The sequence below is a fragment of the Spirosoma oryzae genome (genome assembly GCF_003002825.1).
Taxonomy (GTDB): Bacteria; Bacteroidota; Bacteroidia; order Cytophagales; family Spirosomataceae; genus Spirosoma; species Spirosoma oryzae.
Genome location: NZ_PVTE01000024.1, coordinates 1 through 18,700, shown reverse-complemented (window position 1 = coordinate 18,700; position 18,700 = coordinate 1). Strand labels below are relative to the sequence as shown.

The following is an 18,700-nucleotide window of genomic DNA, read 5'->3' as shown; positions in this document are numbered from 1 at the left end:
CTCGAACGATGTCTCACGTTATCTGTTTTGGCGAGCTGCTGCTCCGGTTTTCGCCCGCGTTGAATGGCGACTGGTTGCAGACCTGTCAGATGCCTGTTCATGTCGGTGGCGCTGAGTTGAACGTAGCCCGCGCCCTGGCCCATTGGCATACACCAGTCGGCTACAGTTCAGTTGTTCCGACTACCGTATTGGGTGATGAACTAGTGGCGTTTGTCGAGCAGCAAGGCGTCGATACGACCGGAATGCTGCGATCAGCTGACCGAATCGGCACGTACTACTTACCCCAGGGAGCCGATCTCAAAAGTACCGGAGTTATCTACGACCGGGCGGAATCGGGGTTTGCCCGCCGAATGCCCAATCAAACCGACTGGGACACGCTACTGGGTGATGCCGACTGGCTGCACATAAGCGCTATCAGTCCGGCATTGACCGCCAACGCAGCCGCTGTTTGCCTGGAACTGGTACAGACGGCTTCGGCAAAAGGGATCACTATCTCGATCGATCTGAATTACCGGGCTAATCTCTGGCAATACGGCGTTTCTCCCCAGACAGTTATGCCCGGTCTGGTTGAGTATTGCGACATCGTGATGGGAAACATCTGGGCTGCCAATTCGCTACTAGGCATTCCGCTGGCCGATTCCATCCGAGAGGGTAGCACGCAGGCCGGCTACCTGGCTCATGCGCTAACAACGGCACAGACCATACAGGAGCGGTTTCCGCGCTGCAAAGCGATTGCCAATACGTTCCGGTTCGATGATCCACCGACTGGTCTGCGCTATTATACAACGCTCTATAGCGAAGGGCAGCAATACGTATCGAACGAACTTTATACCAGTACCGTGGTGGACCGGGTGGGCAGTGGCGATTGTTACATGGCCGGGCTAATTTACGGGTTTCGTCATCAGCTTTCTCCCCAGCAGATTGTCGGCTTTGCTACACAGGCCGCTTTCGGCAAGTTGCAGGAATCCGGTGATGCCACCCGGCAGACGGTAAAACAAATTCAGGCCCGAGCAACTGGTTCGCTTTCTTATTCCTAGACGCTATGTCTTTTTCAATTTCTCATTTACTAACCAGTTTAAGGGCCGTCCCCCTGGTGCCGGTGTTTTACCATGCCGACCCTGATCACACCCGGCAAACCATACAAGCCTGTTACGAGGGCGGGCTGCGGGTGTTTGAATTTACCAACCGGGGGGCTGATGCGCTGGCTACCTTCACGCAGGTCGTACCATTCGTCCGGCAACAGTGCCCGGAGCTGGCGCTCGGGATCGGGACCATTCTGACCCCCGACGATGCAGATGCCTTTATGGATGCCGGGGCCGATTTTGTGGTACAACCCGTAATAACCCCGGCCGTGGGCGGTCGTTGTCACGCACGAAATATCCCCTGGATACCAGCGGGAACCACCCTGAACGAGCTGTATCAGGCTACAAGGCTGGGGGCGCAGTTGCTAAAGGTGTTTCCGGGAAATGTCATTGGTCCGGATTTTATCAAGGCCATTCACGGGCCAATACCCGGCTTAAACCTAATGGTGACAGGTGGTGTCGAACCAACCGTCGAGAGTATAAAGCCCTGGTTGGCAGCGGGAGCTACGGCCCTCGGGCTGGGGTCGCAATTGTTCGCCGGCGATTCGCTACCGCCTGACCAGCTGCGCCTGCGTATTACCGATCTGTTGACTCAACTAACCCCTTACCTGCCTACAACCGCATGCGTAAATCTGTAGGGAATTTTCGCTGGACCGTTGTGGCCCTGCTGTTTTTCGCCACCACCATCAACTACCTCGACCGGCAGGTAGTGGGTCTGCTGAAGCCTACGCTGGAAAAAGAATTCAACTGGTCGGAGATCGACTACAGCCGGATTGTCCAGTTTTTCTCAGCGGCTTACGCCCTCGGTCTGCTATTGTTCGGTCGTTTCATCGATTACATCGGCACCAAGCGGGGCTACTCACTCGCCATTATCTTCTGGAGTCTGGCGGCTATGGCCCATGCTATGGCAACCAGTACGGTTGGTTTTATCGTGGCTCGCGTGGGCTTAGGACTAGGCGAAGCGGGCAATTTTCCGGCGGCAATAAAAACGGTGGCCGAGTGGTTTCCCAAGAAAGAGCGGGCACTGGCAACCGGTATTTTCAATTCCGGGGCGAACATCGGGGCGGTGATTGCGCCGATCGTTGTTCCCTGGTTGCTGGGTGTTTATGGTTGGCAGATGGCTTTTATTGCGACTGGTGCCGTTGGGTTCATCTGGTTAATTTTCTGGCATTTTAGCTATCAATCGCCTGCGCAGCAACCTCGTTTGTCGAAGGCCGAATACGAGTACATTCTCAGCGACAACGAGCCGGAAACCACTGCCGCTCAGGAGCCATCGGTTGGCTGGGGACAGCTGTTGGGTAAACGGCAGACCTGGGCCTTCGTAGTTGGTAAGATGCTAACCGACCCCATCTGGTGGTTTTTCCTATTCTGGTTACAGGACTATTTCGCCACTACGTTTCACCTTGATACCAAGAAGCCCAACTTATATCTGGCCGTACTCTACACGCTGGTCAGCATCGGGAGTATTGGCGGGGGCTATCTGTCGTCGGCGCTGATCCGGCGGGGCTGGAGCGTCTGGAAAGCCCGCAAGACGGCCATGTTCATTTTTGCCCTGCTGGTGGTACCCGTCATCGCCGTTCGCTACGGGCCAGGCATCTGGGGGGCGGTGGCCCTGATCGGTCTGGCCGGGGCGGCCCACCAGGCCTGGAGTGCCAACATTTTTACGACAGCGTCGGATATGTTTCCCAAACGGGCGGTTAGCACCGTGGTCGGTATTGGGAGCATGGCCGGTTCGGTAGGGGGGATCATTTTCCCCGAAATTGTTGGGCGCATCCTGCAAAGCTACAAGCAGGCGGGCGACGTGCAGAGCGGCTACGGGATCATCTTTCTGATGTGCGGGTCTGCCTATCTGCTGGCCTGGCTCGTCATGCACGTACTCACGCCTACTATGAAGCCGGTTCAACTGGATTCGATTCGGTAGCGGTAAAAGAGTAACCATAAGCCCCACCGGTCTCGCCAAGCGCATGGCACCGACTAAAAAGCAACAGATTTCACCATTCACCAAGACGTTATTAACCATACCCCAATGCGTATTTTAGATCAATTTAGTCTGGCCGGCAAAACGGCTCTGGTAACCGGCAGCGACACCGGATTAGGGCAAGCTATGGCCATTGCACTCGCTGAAGCCGGGGCCGATATTGTCGGCGCGTCCAATGCTGAAACCATCCTGAATGGTGATACGCAGCAGGCCATCACCGGTTTAGGCCGTCAATTTACAGGATACGTTGTCGACCTGTCGGACCGCGATACACTCTATCAGTTCGTAACCGACGTCAAAGCCGCGCATACCATCGACATTCTGATCAATAACGCCGGGATGATTCTGCGTAAGCCCGTCGCTGAACACCCTGATGACTGGTGGGATAAAGTAATCTCCGTAAACCTCGACGCCCAGTTTCTGCTAACCCGTGAGTTTGGGAAGGACATGATCGCCCGAGGAAGTGGAAAAATTGTGTTTACCTGTTCGTTGCTGAGTTTCCAGGGGGGCATCAACGTACCCGGCTATACCGCCAGCAAAAGCGCGGTGGCGGGTCTGGTCAAAGCATTTGCCAATGAGTGGGCTTCAAAAGGCGTTAATGTAAACGGTATTGCACCCGGCTACATTGCGACCAACAATACGGAAGCGTTACGGGCAGACCCTGATCGATCAAAGGCTATTCTTGATCGTATTCCTGCCAACCGCTGGGGCGAACCCAATGATTTTAAAGGCCCCGTCGTTTTTCTGACTTCCGAAGCTGGCGCTTACGTCAATGGTACAATTCTAACCGTGGATGGTGGCTGGATGGCCCGTTGACCAATGGTGCTCAATCACGCAATCAAGCAGTTTAAATGAACCGTGTCTGCTTGATTACGTGAATTTGACTAAGAAGCTGTTTAGGCTAATGAAAAAGACTTCCGCTGAAGGGCGGCATTTGGGCTGCGACACTCAAATCAGCCTACTTCTTGGAAGTCTTAGACAAAACTACCATCCAGCGTTAGATTCTGCCACATTTGACCCTGGGCAAGCGGGGAAAACCACTAAAAGTAGCTATGACTGACCGGCTGGCTGCCAGCCTTTACAAGCGCAAAACCGGTTGCCAATGGCGGCAGCTACCGGTTAAACAGTTTTTTGATGACCAACCATTGACTTGGCAAGGTGTGTCCTTTCATTTCAACGAGTGGCGCAAAGATGGGTCCTGGCGACGCGTCTGGCTCAATGTACGCCGACTCAACAAACAATTTTTGAACTGCTCTAGCATTCAGTTAGACGGTTCGCATACACCGGCCAAAAACGGTGGAGAGGCCGTTGGTTATCAGGGCCGCAAAGCGGCTCCTACCACCAACACCCTGTTTATGGCTGACAACCAGGGGGGGATGCTAGCCTGTGCTGCCCTCAGGCCGGCAATCACCATGACCTATTGGGGATTGAAGCCCTCTTTGAGCAGCTCTGTGTGTTGCTGGAGGAAGCGGAACTAAGCCTAAGTGACCTGTTTCTCAACGCCGATAGCGGTTTTAACAGTCAACAGCTGCGGCTGGCTTGCCAACACCGGCAGCTTGAAACCAACATTGCACTGAATCGCCATTGTGGTCTTAGCTCAGCTTCGAGGTTACCTTACTTTGATGAGGAGTGGTACAAACGGCGCAGTGTGATTGAGCAGGCTACTAGTTGGCTGGACAGCTTCAAGACCTTACTGGTGCGTTACGAAAGCTGCGTGGAGATCTGGGTATCATTCCACTGGTTGGCCTTTGTCGTGCTGTTTCTGCGTAAGATTGAACGATAAAAAGCCATAACGGCTAAGTCCTAAACAGCTTCATCAATAAAGGCGCTAGATTAATCGTCTCAAACAATGCTCCCCAAAAGAGACATATAATTAGTCGCTTCTAACTATTAATTTCGTTTGAAACCGATAACTTTCGTTCATTTGTAAGAAATATCCCTTTCCGACCAGACAAGGACCAGCGTAAACATCACGTAGCGGAGATAGTTCATAAACCTGGCAGCGAGTTGTGGGGTAGCAATACGACGAAACGGGCAAGCCAGTCAAGGTCAATCCCGGTGAGTGCTTTCCTCGACCGGCCATCGATACAGAAAATACTCGCCCCACAAACCGTGGGTATGAGCGGCCGGCAACAGACCGTTCACCTGGGCCTCCTTGAGCCGGAACTGCTTCTTCAATGCTGAAATCGAATACATCCCCCCCGGTGGATAGTCGACAATGGGCACGTAGTCTACACCCAGCTGGTAGTTCGACAGATCGAACAGAAACGTGTAGCGTGAGCCACCCCCGTGATACTGCCGGTTATCCGGCCGGCGGTTATCCAGCCGGGCTGTCGGCTGCATGGCCCCCATCCGCTTGATCTTGTAGTCGGCCACCAGATGCGTCGGGTAAGGCGATGTAACAACCGGGGCAGCCAGCCACGTGCCGTATGTTTCCCACTCATACAGCGAATACCCCGTCAGGGCACAGCAAAAGGTACTGGCGCTGGCTTTGCCCTCCCGTTCCCGCTCGCGATCCGGCAGGATGATATGGGCCGCGTCGAAAATACGGGCTTCCAACTGCTGGTACACCCGGCTACGTTGCTCGTATTGGGGTAATCGTTCCTGGTAAATGATTTTTTCAACGATGGGATTGATCCGGTAGTACTCCCGCCGGGCTTCCACTTCGGCCCGGTAGGTCGGGTCGGTCCGATACCGCCACAGGGCCCGGCTACCCATCGCCACCGATTCGGCATCGCGCTTACCCGTATCGGCACTGTCGTGGGGCGTGAACAGGATCTCCCCCAGTTCCTGACTGAAGGTTGGCTGGGTCGGCGGCCGGGAATCCCCCCACCGACCCAGGTTAGCCGGTAGCTTCCGGGAGCACCACTTCTGGCGGATCGGGTGGATAAAAGGGTGAACGAATTCCCATTTTTCGCTTAGACCATATACGACCACTTCCCACGTCTGTAGCAGCGGCCGTAGCTGCTCGATGACCTGCTGCTGGGTAGGATAGCGTTTGCGCTTGAAATCAGACACGCTCAGGTAGGTACCATCCGAGGTTTCCTCCCAGTCGAGTTCAGCGGGCTGGACGTAGCTTTTGTAAAGCAGTTCACCGGCCTGATTGATCAGGGCCACCTGCAGGAGCCGGGCGGGGTAGTGGCGCTGGCCCTGCATGCGGCTCAGGGTGGTGCGGGGCACACTGGTTACAATATCGAAAAAGAGTGTATCCATCCGACGCTGGGTTATTAAGTCGGCTACAGCCTTAACAAATATACGGCATACGCTCAATCGATCTCGGCCCCATAGCCGCCATCATCAATAGGCTGATTGCGCAGCCGCAGCAGATCACCTAGTGACTGAATCAGCTGGCGGCTTTCCCGATCGACAGCCTGCGCGAGTACCGTATCGCGTAATTCCCGGATCAGATCGACCGAATTGATCGTCGTCCGGCCAACCCGTATGACCTGATAGGATGAAAAAAACACATTGGGCGTGTCGGGCTCGGCATCGACGGAACTATAAAACTGGGCGTAGGGTATCAATGAGTGAGCCACCCCATCGGGGGCAACGCGGCTCGGGTATCAGGCCGGGAAAGAGCCGGGTCTGTCTGAAAAGCGGTTTCTCGGCTTCCAGCATGTAGTCGCTGGGCTGCTCGTTGACCCAGGGGTGGGCGGCCCGAAACAGCACATCGATCGGTAGGACCCGTCGGCCGATGAACTGCCGGTAGACAACGCCCCCTAGGCAGCGCACAGGGGTTTTCGGCAGCGGTGGGGGTTTAGAATCGCCTACAACCGAGCAATACCGTCAGCAGCAGACTGGTCTGGTAATGAAAATAGGTAGGTGTCATAGTGATGGACTGACAAAAGTGCTGTACTAATTTTACCGTTTACGCTAAAATTACCGATAACACCTGCTGCCGCCAGTAGCTGGCAGCCGTAAACCTATGTTCGTTTAAGTAGAAATGATTTCTGAGTTGTTGATTAGCGGTAAAGACCTGATCAACACAATGCTGGTAGGCTTGTAACGCACTGGTTGTTAGAAGTGGATCAGTCAAACCTATTGAGATGGCTTCAGCCCCTTTGATGCCACTGTAGAGCGCAAAGAAAATACCTTGCGCTGACAAGGGGTCAAGTGACAAGGCAGCATCGCCCACGCAGACTAAACCTGGGATCGCTACCGTCGGCATGCGAATCAGGCCCGCGTCGCTTGCTGTACAAGCAATAACTGAATGAAGGCTTATTGGATTGGGTAGAATCGCAGTCGCGTTGAACTGGGTCACAAAAGCCGCTGGGCTCCGAATGAGTTTGCCACTAGTGGCGGGTAAACCCTGAAAGCTGATAATGCGGCTGGTATCGGGTAATAGGGCGGTGTACCACCACCCCTCAACGGTCGATTTCAGGCGGGTCATATGGTCACGGTCGGGTTCGCCACTATCAATCCAATATACGGCGGCCATCTGGTTCGTCAGGCGGTATCTTGGGAGCCGGTGCTGCCGGCCGATCTGGGCTTTACGCCCGGTGGCATCGATCAGCCAGGGGGTCTGAATGGGTGGAATCAGCTCCCCTGACTGGCCTTTCAGGTGAAGTAGATAGCCCGGCTGGGACAGATCCCGGGTCGGTGATCGCTCCAACGGCCCAACCCGGGCTGCATACAGCGGAATGCCGGCCAGGATGGCCCGTTGGCGCAGAGCTGCATCGAAACGGGCACGATTGATATGCCAGCCCCCGCCCTCCGGATTACGCAGTGCATCCTGATAGACCCACTGATCGCTGCCCCAGGCGGACGCATTGGCCACGCACCGTTTGTGATCCTCGGGCGACAGAAGCGTATCTATACCCAGAATACCCAGACGATTCAGCAGGCGAATGATCGCCCCGGGTACCGATTCGCCGACCTTACGCACCAGCCTGCTCGCCTGATCGACCAGGCAAACGTTGTGCCCCGCCTGCTTTAGCACGATAGCCGCTGCGCAGCCCGCCGGGCCTGCCCCGGCAACCACGACATCGTGGTAGGCCGCCGGGCCGCTCATAAGCCTCGGCGCTTGATCGTGTCGAACTCGTTCCGCTGTTCTTCGCTGATCCAGCCCGCTTCGGCCAGTTTGCGGTCATACAACCCAAGCTGCCCAAACGCTTTTTGGAAGCGCTGATAGTCTTTTGCCAGTTCCGCCTTCTTGACGTTAGTCAGGTTCTCCACGTAGATAACGGCCGGTAACCAGTCCAGGTCATCGGGGCGGGGTTTGGCTTCCAGAATACCCATTTCGCCGAAGTGGGCTACCATGTACAGCATCTGCTCCGGTGCCGGGCTTGCAGATGGTAACTGCCTTAGCCAGCCCGGCCGGTTCTGGAAAGCTGCCAGCCGGATATCAAGCGGCTGGGTGAGGTCGCAGAGCGTGTGGTAATCGACCTCCGTCAGCACTTGGTTGGGTACCCGGGCCGGCCAAAACGTCGGTACGTAGGGGTCGTATTCGAATTCGTAGCCCGATCGGCAATAGGCCGTGTCACCCTGCCAGGGAAGGGCCATCCAGCGGGTCAGCGTGCCGGGCCGCTGGCCATACAGGGGGCCGTTGATGGCCAACACGTCGCTGTTGGTCAGCATGGCTCCGTAGGTCGGTTCACTGAGCCCTTCTTCGCACAACCTGATTCGGTAGGGGGCCCGGTACATAGACGGGTTACGCATGGGCCAGGTCAGTTCAGCGCCCGGGTGGAAGGCATCCGCCAGACAGAAGCGCATGGCCGCCCGGTCAAGCGTATCGGGCTGTTTTTGCAGGTCAACGTCGGCTATCGTCTGTGGTGGCTGTTCCGCCGGATCGTAATCGTTGATGAACAGGCCATTCACCCAGTTGGTCAGCACATAGTTATAGAAAGGCGGCAACTGCATGTAGGTGAGTGGCGAAGGAGCCGCCAGCGGGTCGGGGTTGGTATACCCGTAGGCGTCGCTGTAGTTCCAGGGCCAGGCAGCGGCTTCTACGGTCTGGGTGTTTGTTGGCCGGAAGCTGTTGTAAATGGTTCGGCGCAGCTCAAGGTACGGGTCCGGGTACAGGTTCGTATCGGCCGGTACGGTTGCCAGCTTGCGGAGCAGCGCCGGGTCGGTGAAGTTGAGGGGCGCGCCTGCTCCGAACATGGCCAGATAGCCTTTGTTGACCCATTGCATCTCGCTGAGCCGTTCGAGGATGGGCCGGACATGCTCTGTGAAGGAGATCCGCTGGGGCACGCTTAGCAGGCCACATTGCATGTAAACGCTTTGTAGCAGGTCGTCCATCGTGCGCCACCCGATCAGGTCCGGGGCAAAGTTAGGTGGGGCCGAAACCACCCATGCCGGGTCGGCCACGAAATCGAGAGCACCAATGGTAACTTTGGCCTGCACCGGGCCATCGGCAATATCGTCGTACCAGCCATCGGCGTTATTGAAACTGTCAGGGTTGCTGGGCTGATAAATGGGCCGCCCAGCGGGGCTGGCCGATACGCCGAAACCGGGCAGTACCACCAGTCGACCCACGGCGTCGGTGCGTAGTTCACCGAGGGTGACGTCCGTTCCCTGGAACGTCCCCGACAATACGTAGCTGTCGTCGTGCATGTTCAGGCCCATAATTGTTTTTCTGCCGGTGTCGATGGCCAGCGCACGCCGGTCGCCACCCGTCACGCCCGCATTGCGGAGGGGCACCTGTAGGCTTACCGTAGCCGGTATATCCATTGCCGCGTTGAACTGGTACCAGGCCGCTTTCTTATTGGCCAGATGGACCGTCCACTGAATCGTCGTGTTATCGGCCTGTTGCACTTCGGCCACGACATCACCGTCTTTATCGTAGCCATAGATGCGGAAGCGGGCCGCCTGCCGTTTGATGGCCCCGCCCGCATCGCGGGTGCTGCCGAACGCCGTGGGGGCCGGTCTGAATACCTCAGGGCCAATGTAATAGTCGCTGGCGCTGTTGCCTACCCTGGCCACGCCAATACCCGGATGAATCCGAACATGAGTGATGCGCCTGATCTGCTCGTCGGTGAGTGCTTTAGGTTGCTCACCCGTCGGTTTCTGGTGTGGAAAAGGGCATACGGGGTTTCTGATGACCGGTTCCCCCGGTGCAGTCGGCTCCGTGACCGGCTGGTCGTTTTTTGCCCGGCGGTAATTGGCGCTGGTCTGGTACACACTGATCCGTGCTTCAGCAATACTGCCCACTGGTTTGTTGGCCAGGGGTACCCGGCCGATATTGAACGAAAGCCAGTCGCCATAAATCGTTCGGTCCGCTGCCGTGATGTCCTGCTGAGGAAGTTCAATCGTGGCGACTTTGATAGGGACCGCTACCCGTTCGTCCCACGTAACCGTGGCCCGGTCAAGCGGGAAATGGGTGTCGACATATGCTTCGCCAACGTCGGCGGCATCAGGCCGCAGTTGAACGTAAAAGTCCAGGGTAGCGCGGCCGGCGGCCATACGCCCGGCCAGATCCTTACCCAAAAAATCGGGATCGTTGCTATCGACTTCAGCGGCAAACGTAGATACGCCGGGCCGCAGTATGTATTTGCCGTAGTGGCTTTCACCCAGCTGAAAGGGCACTACGCTCCACAAAGGCGTTTCAAACACCGAATGGGTTTGTTTTTCCATGTTGTTCAGCAGGGCCGTGGTACCCGGCGCATGCTGCTGAATCCAGTCGTCATCCCAGCCCTCGAGGGCGGCTTTGGTGAAGTTACACATGTCACGGGCCGTATCCACGAAAAAAAACGGCACGTTTTGCAGCAGAAAATCAGCTGTGTTGGCTCCATTATCCGAGACGAACTTGTCGCCCGATACGTCAAACACTTTGATACCGATGCCGATCGTGCTGAGCCAGTCGGGTCGCCCATCGTTCAGATCCGACGAATACCGGATGTAAACCGGGTGGGTGCCCGGCGTGGCGAACAGGCCCGCTTTCAGTACAGCCGGGATGGCCTCCAGAATAGTAAACGTCCCCTCGACAATGCCGTGCGTACGCAGAAAAACGGGCCGTCGGGCGGGGCACTGACCCTGATGCTCTACCCGGTTTTTCTGGACCAGGTCGCAGAACATATGCCGCAGACACTCGATAGGATCGTCGCAGGAGCAGGTGGTATTCAGCTTATTGGTGCTGTCGATAAGGCTTTTCATGGAATTGGTTCAGGAAAAGAGGGATACGCGGGAGAAGGCTAGTGCGGGGTAGAAACGATGGGGGCGTCCGGGTTGAGCAAAAAGCTCGGGTTAACTGGGCTGGGGAGCGGGTGGAGCGGGCGGATATTGCAGTGGCAACTGAGGCATGTACTCGAAACTCGGCCCTGCATTCGTTAGCCCGTCAGGCGTATAAGCCGTAGACATCATACCCAAGGCCAGGCCTTTCAATGATTCCATCATCCCAATGGCCGTATTGATGTACGCTGGTTGCCCGTTGAAGGTCTGGTGTAACGCCTTCAGTAAGCCCGTATAGGTATAGTTAAAGGTCTGACAGGCAAACTGGGCGGCTGACCCATCTGGATAAGTCGTCAGCTTCGGATTGCTCACTACCGGCCATACGCCGGCTGGTTCGTAGGCAATGGGGGCCCCGGCGTATCGATACCGCTCGTCGAAGGGCGCATCGGCCGGGACGCCCGAATTCGGGATCAGCTGGTAGCCATGGTAAATCTCGGCAAACCGGTAGTAATGGGCGACTTCTTCCGACTGCATCAATCCATGGTCCATCGGCGATTCCGGCGTGCCTTCGCCTTGTTCGACAATCGTATCGATTGCGCTGATGGCCGAGGCCAGATCAGTCACGGGCTGGATGCGCCAGCTGCTTACCTGCCGGGCCGGATCGCCCGTAAATAACCCTTCCCCGCCCGCTATAAACGCTGCTTTTATGCGTTGATAAAACATACCGATCGTCAGGGGGCGTTCGGGCGCGGTAGCCAGCAGGGCGGGGCCAACGGGAAAATCAAGCGGATGCTCAGGCTGCTCGATGGTCATAAATACCGCATTGACCAGTTGCGGTGAGAAGGGCGACAGCGGCACGATCAACCCGGATTCGACCGTACCGGGCAACGGACCCGGATACGCCGGAATAAAATCAGGTTTGTCAATTTGCGGACTGCCGCCAATGGCATTGAGCATATTACAGGCCAGGCTCATGTGTGCCATTTCTTCCCAGACGATTGAGCGGATCAGCGCCCGGATCGTTTCGTTTTGTCCCGGCTTCAGGGAGTACAGCGCATACAGATAGGGCGGAATCGTCGAGTGTTCCAGTTCAATAGCTTCCTGCAAAGCCGTCCGCAGGTTGGCTATATCAGACAGGTCGGTGGCCAGTGATTGTTTAAGCAGTAACATGATGGGTTGGCTGAGAGGGAGAAAATGAAACAGAAATTACCGCAAAACGAGCCGTCGGCTGGCTGCCATAGCCTTGCCCCCACGCAGGGCTTCGGCGGGCTGGCTGGCGGCAGACGTGGGCTGTTCTACCGCCAGCGCACTGGCAGCGGCCGGCGGAAGAGGACGTTGCCATGGTTCACCCAGTTGTAGCAGGGGTTGTCCGGTCGTATCCGTGGCGTTCAGCCAGGCCAGGATAGCCTGCCGCTTGGCCATCGACAGGTCACGGGTAACCGGCATGGTATTCGGATCGGTGATGGGTAGCCCGAACGCCATGGTCAGCAACGCCTGATTGGCCCACACCTCCAGTGGATCGGCCAGGTTGAGAAAGCGGCTCATGACGGGGTATAGGTTTGCATACTGTTGGAAAATGGGTTGCAAACAACCATACCAGGTTACAGGCGTTTCGATAGGAAAGGCGTCCCAGATCAGGAAGCTGATAAAATTCCAAGTGCCCAGCGGATAAATAAAGGGTGGGTTGGGGTTGAGTGGCGGAAAGCCAATTTCGGCCAGGGAAGGGCGCAGACCGTACACCTGACCATCAATGTACTGCCGATACCGTTGCGGGTCTCCCGCCTGAATACATACCGTAACCCGCCCCCGCTGATCGGCCGTTACCTGATTGGGGAACGAAAGTACGTCTGTGGGTTCGCCCGGCGTAGACGGCTGGGAGTCAGGCGTAACCGGTTGCACGTAGCCGGAGCCGGGTTGCAACTGGCTGGCATCTAGCTGGAGCAGGATGGTTGCATTGGCGTACGGTTGCCCATAGCGCGTAGCCCACAGGTCAACCGCGACCGACTGGCCCGCATCGGCCCGAAACACAAACCGGTCAGCCCGCACAAACAGGCCATTGGGTGATTCCGGCGTCAGTTGAGTAGCCCCATCCAGCAGGAGTTGCAGCGCCAGTGGCCGGGTGTTGATCGCTTCGATTTCCGCATCTGTCAGGGGGCGCTGTGCGGGTACGGCTACCAGACCCGCCGTTTGTTCATACCAGTTGGGAGTCAGGTAAGGCAAGGCAGACGAGATAGGTTCGCCGGTATCTTCCAGAAGGAGCTGGAGTAACCCCAGATCGCTAAGCGGGCCACCGGGTACGGTAGTCGGCAACGCGTTGCCCAGATCCAGAAACAGGCGTCTGGCGGACTCGTCTAGCCGGGCCACGCAGAAGCCGAGACTGGCCTGCGGTGCGAAAAAATTACCCTTACCCGTATCCTGGGGAATAAATTGGCGGCCAGCGACAAAATGGCGCGGCTCTTCATTAGTGGCCGGCCCAATCGTACCCACGATGCGCCCCCGGGTAAATTCGGGCGATGTCCGATCCATGTTGTATCCATCTACGTTGAATTTGATGGACAGCAGCTTATCGGGACTGGCCTGCTGTAGAGCCTCTAGAAAAGGGGACCGGCTGAGATCTCCCCACTCCAGTTCTGTCAGAACCGACTGGTACATAGAGCCTGCCCCCACATCGCCCCCTCCTCCCTGAGCCCGGTCCCAGATGTCCATAAAGCCCGTTGCGTCGTACTGCCCACGCAGTAGCAACTGCCCGTCGGCCGTTGACAGTCGCACTTCCAGCCCCCAGATTTCGGACACAAGCTGTTGCAACGGGTCCAGGTCTACAATCTTGGCGGGTGCCCGCCGGTCGGTGTCGCCCACTATGCAGCCCAGCACCACATCCGAAGCGTCGGTCGGCGTGTCGGCGTCTAGCCAGGCGGTCTGTACCGTACAGCCCAACAGCCGCCATTCAGCTCCCCCGCCGGGGTTCCACCAGCCATTTGTTGCTCCTCTTCCGTACTGCTGGTAGTTGGGGAGAAAGGTGCTGTTGTTAAAATGGGTGACGTCGTTGTTTACCGTAGATGGAGCGGCCTGAAAGCGCCCTGAAAAGTGCAAACGCAAGCCATTGAGGTAACTCATCGGAAAGGCATTTATAAGGGTGAGAAAGGGTAAAAACAGCGCATTAATTAATGCACTGCTCAACTTGCACTGCTCAACTTGCACTGATCACCAGTATACTTGCAGGCTTAGTCCTAACCAGACAGTGGGGCAGACAAAGCCAGTCACTGCCACCCTATCCAGGCCAGGTCAACCGTTGAACGGAGATCGGACCTAAGCTAGCTTGTATTTGACAAATACTGGATAAGCTCTTTAGGGAGCGGTAACCAAAAGTTACCAGTGAGTAATGACGTTGCTACTTTTTGCTTTGGAATTGTAGTGCCCCGTATTCATTAGACAAGTTGGCATCGATAAAGAGTAGGACGTTTCATCAAAAGGACATTGAAGTTATTATCAAGTGTGCTACTCCCTGTTCAGTAGGCCAGTAACGGTTAGAGCCTAAGCCGCTTGTTTGTACTCCATCGGTCCGGGCCGCCGGGCGGTTAAAAAAACCAAGGCTTGGTGCGGCCGTTTGGTACGGTCCGCCGCTCATATCTTTGACTTTCTTTGATATAGTTGGTAAAAGTGCAATTTTGAGTTAGTCTCTGACAGGGGTGAGCAGTAGCTCGGGTTCTGCCGTTGACACGTCTTTTTCACCTGATGATGTTGGGCCGCTGGTTAATCTGTTCACCGCCCGGCGGCCCGGCCCGTTTTTCCTTTAAACATCAACAGTACCTAAGAGCGTAGTTCTGTCTCTATGACTCTGCACGCATGTGCCAAAGTGAGGAAAAGCCGTCAGTTGATTAGCCACTAACTTTCCCTTTCCGACTAACATGAAATCAGCAACTACACTCCTTCGTTACTGTGTCGGTTTTGACATTAGCGGGCACCGTGCGGTAACGATTCGATTCAGGTCTGTCTATACTGTCTATAGTACTCCCCAAATGTTGGACAGATTTGGGGTTAAATTAAGCTTGATATTGTAGAGGGCATGTATTGTAGTTTTCCGTTTTCTTTTCCCCTTTCATACCATGCCGCAGGCGTCTGATAGCCTAACGATTGGTGCTTGCGTTCTTGATTGTAAAAGCGAAAATACTCCTCCAAGCCTTGATGTAAACGCCGCCCGTTCGGCTCATACTTGATAGTTCGCCAAAATCGCTCGATGAAAATGTTGTCTAACGCTCGATCTTTTGAGTCCATGCTGCTATTTATCTCATTACTCATCAACGGTTTAAGGAACTCATGACTCGTGAACTGGCTGCCCTGATCAGTGTTGAAGATTTCAGGTTTACCCCAAATACTTAACGACTCTTCCAGAGCATCTACATAAACATCCGCTAACAGCGTGTTGCTCCGTCGCCAACTCAACATGAATCGACTGAACCACCGGGCCGCCGGGCGGTTGATGACAGCACATAGGTACAAAAAACCGCTGGCCATTGGCACGTAGCGGGGCGGCCCGTGCTGTAATGTCGATGGACCAGACCGGATTGGGCCGCTCAATGACAACCTCTCGTAATAAATAAGGATAAATCATGTGGCCGGGCTGAGGCTTGGAGAGGTTAGGTTTGGGGCCAATAGCCTCCAGGCCCATCAACCGCATCAGTCGCCGCACTTGCTTAACATTGATTGGCTGCTCTAGGCTGGTCAGTTCCTGACACATCCGCTCCACACCCAACTCAGGTCAAGCCGTAAACAAATGGTCAATCCGCTGCATTAGCGCCAGATTCTGGACCGATTCGCCCACGGGCTGGTAATGATAAGTTGATCGAGCCAGTTCCAGCACACTACACTGTTGGCTAACCGAAAGGCGACGATGATCAGGCTCGATCAGCAGGCGAAGGTCGGTACCTAACTCGTCCGTAATTTTTTTGAAGTAATCGTTTTCGAGCGCGCGGCGGCCGCTTTCAGTTGCCCGATCTGCTGAAATAGTGGGGCTTCGATATGTTCGCGTTTTTCGACTGAGAAGGTTGACCTGCTGGGTGCTGTCTCGAAAAGAGAGCGTTTTATGAGACGGATGTATAGTCTGATGGCTAATGAACTGACCTGTTGTTTTTCATGCTTTACAGCTTAATCTACATAATTGTTCCTTAACCAACTTAAGGATGACTATGGATGAAGAGTACCTTTTCCTTCCGTTGTTTTGCCTTCAGACAACCACCCCACGTCGGTAAAATGGGCGTCGTCAAATGAAAGCGGACAAAGGGGGTAAAAATGAGGAGTGATAATTCAGTAATCGCACCGGCGACTTAGTTGTTTCACTTAAACCACCTTGATTACGTATAATACAGCCAAAAATCGCCGTCTAATCGTTTCAAAACGGCTCAATCTGCTTCAACAACTAGCTCCGAGCGCAAGCTATTCTTATCCATTATCAAATACATTCAACGTTATACCCGACGTCAAATACTCTGAAGAAAAGATCGGTACCGGCCACCTTGCGCATTATACTGGAAGGATTGCAAGGTAAAATTCTTGGACGGCAACTTCTATTCGAAGTGCCTTTGAATGAAGCTTCTAAGCTTCTGAAGGATATAGTCAGTGATGAATCCACCTGGCTTTATTCGACGGAAGCGGGAGAGTTTGTCACCAGCATCAATGAAGTCGCGATCCGATTTGTCGGGAATAGGCTTAAGTACTACTAAGGCTGAGGCGGCGGGAAGCCGTTAGGATTATGTTTTCGCAGGTTCTCAATATCGTCGAAGTCTTTCTGACGACCCAATGCCTGCTTGTCATTAATCAGATCCTCCAAACCAATGAAATACGCGACAATACCATCGCGCTCGACCGTGGTGCGTCGTTCGAGAGCTTCTCGAAAGCTGATCGGTACCATAATATGAGGCAGAAAGTCTATTGTGTAGTTTTCTTCCTCAAATTCGAATTTGAACACGTCTTTCTTTGGATCGGGCGTCTCATCGCGATACCGGGTAACATCTTTCCCTAACTCTTCGACAGCACTCAGCAACCGGTAGTAATTCCCAAGGTTCGGATTGTACCAAAAATCATAATCAGCGGTTTGAGTGACCTGGCCATTGGCAAGTCTTGACATTCTGTATTCACCGTAAAATGACACAGCTGTGCCACCAATGATCAGATATTCGACCGCGTGTTTTTGGAGGGTGGAAAATATTTTGATGTCGTTACTATACCCCATATGACATTTCCTTACTCGCGGTGTCGGGGCGAGAAGGAGCAGCGTGTCGGATGACGCCTTCTTTAAAGAAATTGACAAGGCATTCTTGCTGGACATGGCTTTGTCGCGACCGCTGAGAATACTCTTCCATCGGCTTCACAGTCGCTTTTAGCTCCTGCATGCTATCAAATTTATTTTGCGCGATCATAGTAGAAATCCTTTAGTTGAGTAGCCACGCTGCAAGATGCAAATATAATATACAGTTGTACAACAGATTAAGGTAATTTGTTCAATGTCTCATGAGGTAGCGTTACATAAGAATTCTAGAAGTAGTTCTTCTGTCAAGAATTCCCGGCTAAAAGGCAAATCAGTTCTATAAGACAAGTCAAGTCGTACACTCCGTCACATGCAACGTTGAACGATAAGCAACGTCCTTAGCGCGTATCTACGTCAATAGCTGTCATGAGAGTTATCTACTTGCTGGGAGCATTTCTATGGCCTTTTGCCAGCCTAGCCCAAACCAATCCCATACGCAAGCAGATTGACGCTTTGTTTAGGCAGGCTTCCGCCAAACCACAGGTACTGTTGCTGGGAACGTTTCATTTTGCCGGAGAGCAAGTCGATGTCAACACCACATCAGCCGATCTACGGGTCAATATGTTAAGCCCAAGCCGACAAGCCCAGATAGCGGAAGTACTTGACCACATTGCCCGCTTCAAACCCACCAAAATTGCTGTTGAGGCAGCCCCAAATGCAAAGAAGTACATCGACTCGGTTTACAGGGCCTACCGAAAGGGGCATTTCCAGGGCGACAAGCGAGTCAGGATGGATGATGAACTCTATCAAATCGGGTTTAAACTCGCGGATCGTTTCGGCCATAGCGAACTATTCCCGATTGATGCCCAACCGTTTCGTATCCGCTTCAGTCCAGCGGACTCCTTAATCATGTTTACCAAATATGATCAGCAGACTGATACCAGCTTCGCTTATTGGGACAAGCAGTATAGCGCCTATTCAAGACTGCAAGATTTGTTAAAATATAACTCAACACTGGGCGAGTATTTGCGCTTTTTGAACGAAGAGGCCACTCATGCGCGTAGCATTGGTCGGTGGCTGGTTACCACAAAGCGGGGCACTAATCGAGAACCGATTGGCGCCGATGGTTTTATTTCCCGCTACTATAATCGAAACCTACGTATCTACTCGAACCTACAGCGGTTGGTGACTAGCCTGGGGTGGTCCAGTTTAGCGGCACACTGAACTCGCGAGTTTTGTGTAATATTCCTGCTCAAACTGTTCAGGGCTCTTGTAGCCCAGCGACGAATG

16 protein-coding genes are annotated in these 18,700 nt (G+C 54.5%); 7 read left to right on the top strand and 9 right to left on the bottom strand.

Translation table 11 applies throughout. The features are described from left to right. The first annotated feature begins 8 nt into the window (after nucleotides 1-8). The 6 genes from CLV58_RS21880 to CLV58_RS28790 all read left to right on the top strand — a co-directional run bounded on the left by CLV58_RS21880 (nucleotide 9) and on the right by CLV58_RS28790 (nucleotide 4,843). The gene (locus CLV58_RS21880; RefSeq protein WP_106139974.1) at nucleotides 9-1,037 is read left to right on the top strand and encodes a sugar kinase; all 1,029 of its coding nucleotides are present in this window, start codon (nucleotides 9-11) and stop codon (nucleotides 1,035-1,037) included. A gap of 5 nt (nucleotides 1,038-1,042) precedes the next feature. After that, nucleotides 1,043-1,720, top strand: coding sequence for a beta/alpha barrel domain-containing protein (locus CLV58_RS21875; RefSeq protein ID WP_106139973.1), 678 nt, complete (start codon nucleotides 1,043-1,045; stop codon nucleotides 1,718-1,720). After that, nucleotides 1,705-3,003, top strand: coding sequence for an MFS transporter (locus CLV58_RS21870; RefSeq protein WP_106139972.1), 1,299 nt, complete (start codon nucleotides 1,705-1,707; stop codon nucleotides 3,001-3,003). Before CLV58_RS21875 ends, CLV58_RS21870 begins: the two co-directional genes overlap by 16 nt. 105 nt (nucleotides 3,004-3,108) lie before the next feature. After that, nucleotides 3,109-3,876 (top strand): 2-dehydro-3-deoxy-D-gluconate 5-dehydrogenase KduD, encoded by a 768-nt coding sequence (kduD, locus tag CLV58_RS21865; protein ID WP_106139971.1) that lies wholly within the window; start codon nucleotides 3,109-3,111, stop codon nucleotides 3,874-3,876. Nucleotides 3,877-4,112: 236 nt separating this feature from the next. Next, nucleotides 4,113-4,538, top strand: coding sequence for a transposase (locus CLV58_RS28795; RefSeq protein ID WP_245882415.1), 426 nt, complete (start codon nucleotides 4,113-4,115; stop codon nucleotides 4,536-4,538). Beyond that, nucleotides 4,481-4,843 (top strand): transposase, encoded by a 363-nt coding sequence (locus tag CLV58_RS28790; RefSeq protein WP_245882421.1) that lies wholly within the window; start codon nucleotides 4,481-4,483, stop codon nucleotides 4,841-4,843. Before CLV58_RS28795 ends, CLV58_RS28790 begins: the two co-directional genes overlap by 58 nt. A 266-nt stretch (nucleotides 4,844-5,109) precedes the next feature. Here the strand turns inward: CLV58_RS28790 and CLV58_RS21855 are convergent, their stop codons facing one another. The 9 genes from CLV58_RS21855 to CLV58_RS21810 all read right to left on the bottom strand — a co-directional run bounded on the left by CLV58_RS21855 (nucleotide 5,110) and on the right by CLV58_RS21810 (nucleotide 17,491). Beyond that, nucleotides 5,110-6,273, bottom strand: coding sequence for a hypothetical protein (locus CLV58_RS21855; RefSeq protein ID WP_106139970.1), 1,164 nt, complete (start codon nucleotides 6,271-6,273; stop codon nucleotides 5,110-5,112). Nucleotides 6,274-6,326: 53 nt separating this feature from the next. Further along, a complete protein-coding gene (locus tag CLV58_RS21850) occupies nucleotides 6,327-6,596 on the bottom strand; it encodes a hypothetical protein (RefSeq protein ID WP_170108757.1) in 270 nt (89 codons plus the stop codon). Next, on the bottom strand, nucleotides 6,559-6,792 hold the full coding sequence (locus CLV58_RS21845; RefSeq protein WP_106139968.1) for a hypothetical protein: 234 nt from the start codon (nucleotides 6,790-6,792) through the stop codon (nucleotides 6,559-6,561). Before CLV58_RS21845 ends, CLV58_RS21850 begins: the two co-directional genes overlap by 38 nt. Before the next feature lie 136 nt (nucleotides 6,793-6,928). Beyond that, nucleotides 6,929-8,071, bottom strand: coding sequence for an NAD(P)/FAD-dependent oxidoreductase (locus CLV58_RS21840; protein ID WP_106139967.1), 1,143 nt, complete (start codon nucleotides 8,069-8,071; stop codon nucleotides 6,929-6,931). Next, nucleotides 8,068-11,154: a LodA/GoxA family CTQ-dependent oxidase gene (locus CLV58_RS21835; protein ID WP_106139966.1), complete on the bottom strand. Its 3,087-nt coding sequence runs from the start codon at nucleotides 11,152-11,154 to the stop codon at nucleotides 8,068-8,070. Before CLV58_RS21835 ends, CLV58_RS21840 begins: the two co-directional genes overlap by 4 nt. Before the next feature lie 90 nt (nucleotides 11,155-11,244). Further along, entirely contained in the window at nucleotides 11,245-12,339 is a 1,095-nt protein-coding gene (locus tag CLV58_RS21830) for a ferritin-like domain-containing protein (RefSeq protein ID WP_106139965.1), read from the bottom strand. Nucleotides 12,340-12,375: 36 nt separating this feature from the next. Further along, on the bottom strand, nucleotides 12,376-14,283 hold the full coding sequence (locus CLV58_RS21825) for a hypothetical protein (protein ID WP_106139964.1): 1,908 nt from the start codon (nucleotides 14,281-14,283) through the stop codon (nucleotides 12,376-12,378). A gap of 921 nt (nucleotides 14,284-15,204) precedes the next feature. Further along, nucleotides 15,205-15,681: an integrase core domain-containing protein gene (locus CLV58_RS21820; protein ID WP_106139963.1), complete on the bottom strand. Its 477-nt coding sequence runs from the start codon at nucleotides 15,679-15,681 to the stop codon at nucleotides 15,205-15,207. Nucleotides 15,682-16,882: 1,201 nt separating this feature from the next. Then, nucleotides 16,883-17,491, bottom strand: a complete 609-nt coding sequence (locus CLV58_RS21810; protein ID WP_245882414.1) for a nucleotidyltransferase — start codon at nucleotides 17,489-17,491, stop codon at nucleotides 16,883-16,885. A 345-nt stretch (nucleotides 17,492-17,836) separates the two neighbouring features. Between CLV58_RS21810 and CLV58_RS21805 the strand changes: the two genes are divergently transcribed. Beyond that, nucleotides 17,837-18,634, top strand: a complete 798-nt coding sequence (locus CLV58_RS21805; RefSeq protein ID WP_106139961.1) for a DUF5694 domain-containing protein — start codon at nucleotides 17,837-17,839, stop codon at nucleotides 18,632-18,634. The last annotated feature ends 66 nt before the right edge of the window (nucleotides 18,635-18,700 follow it).

Excerpts from the sequence above, each read along its gene's own strand:
- CLV58_RS21870 (WP_106139972.1), top strand. The coding sequence starts at position 1,705 with ATGCGTAAATCTGTAGGGAATTTTCGCTGGACCGTTGTGGCCCTGCTG.
- kduD (WP_106139971.1), top strand. The coding sequence starts at position 3,109 with ATGCGTATTTTAGATCAATTTAGTCTGGCCGGCAAAACGGCTCTGGTA.
- CLV58_RS21840 (WP_106139967.1), bottom strand. The coding sequence starts at position 8,071 with ATGAGCGGCCCGGCGGCCTACCACGATGTCGTGGTTGCCGGGGCAGGC.
- CLV58_RS21825 (WP_106139964.1), bottom strand. The coding sequence starts at position 14,283 with ATGAGTTACCTCAATGGCTTGCGTTTGCACTTTTCAGGGCGCTTTCAG.
- CLV58_RS21810 (WP_245882414.1), bottom strand. The coding sequence starts at position 17,491 with ATGTCCAGCAAGAATGCCTTGTCAATTTCTTTAAAGAAGGCGTCATCC.
- CLV58_RS21855 (WP_106139970.1), bottom strand. The coding sequence starts at position 6,273 with ATGGATACACTCTTTTTCGATATTGTAACCAGTGTGCCCCGCACCACC.
- CLV58_RS21875 (WP_106139973.1), top strand. The coding sequence starts at position 1,043 with ATGTCTTTTTCAATTTCTCATTTACTAACCAGTTTAAGGGCCGTCCCC.
- CLV58_RS21835 (WP_106139966.1), bottom strand. The coding sequence starts at position 11,154 with ATGAAAAGCCTTATCGACAGCACCAATAAGCTGAATACCACCTGCTCC.
- CLV58_RS21830 (WP_106139965.1), bottom strand. The coding sequence starts at position 12,339 with ATGTTACTGCTTAAACAATCACTGGCCACCGACCTGTCTGATATAGCC.
- CLV58_RS21805 (WP_106139961.1), top strand. The coding sequence starts at position 17,837 with ATGAGAGTTATCTACTTGCTGGGAGCATTTCTATGGCCTTTTGCCAGC.
- CLV58_RS21880 (WP_106139974.1), top strand. The coding sequence starts at position 9 with ATGTCTCACGTTATCTGTTTTGGCGAGCTGCTGCTCCGGTTTTCGCCC.
- CLV58_RS21820 (WP_106139963.1), bottom strand. The coding sequence starts at position 15,681 with ATGGCCAGCGGTTTTTTGTACCTATGTGCTGTCATCAACCGCCCGGCG.
- CLV58_RS28795 (WP_245882415.1), top strand. The coding sequence starts at position 4,113 with ATGACTGACCGGCTGGCTGCCAGCCTTTACAAGCGCAAAACCGGTTGC.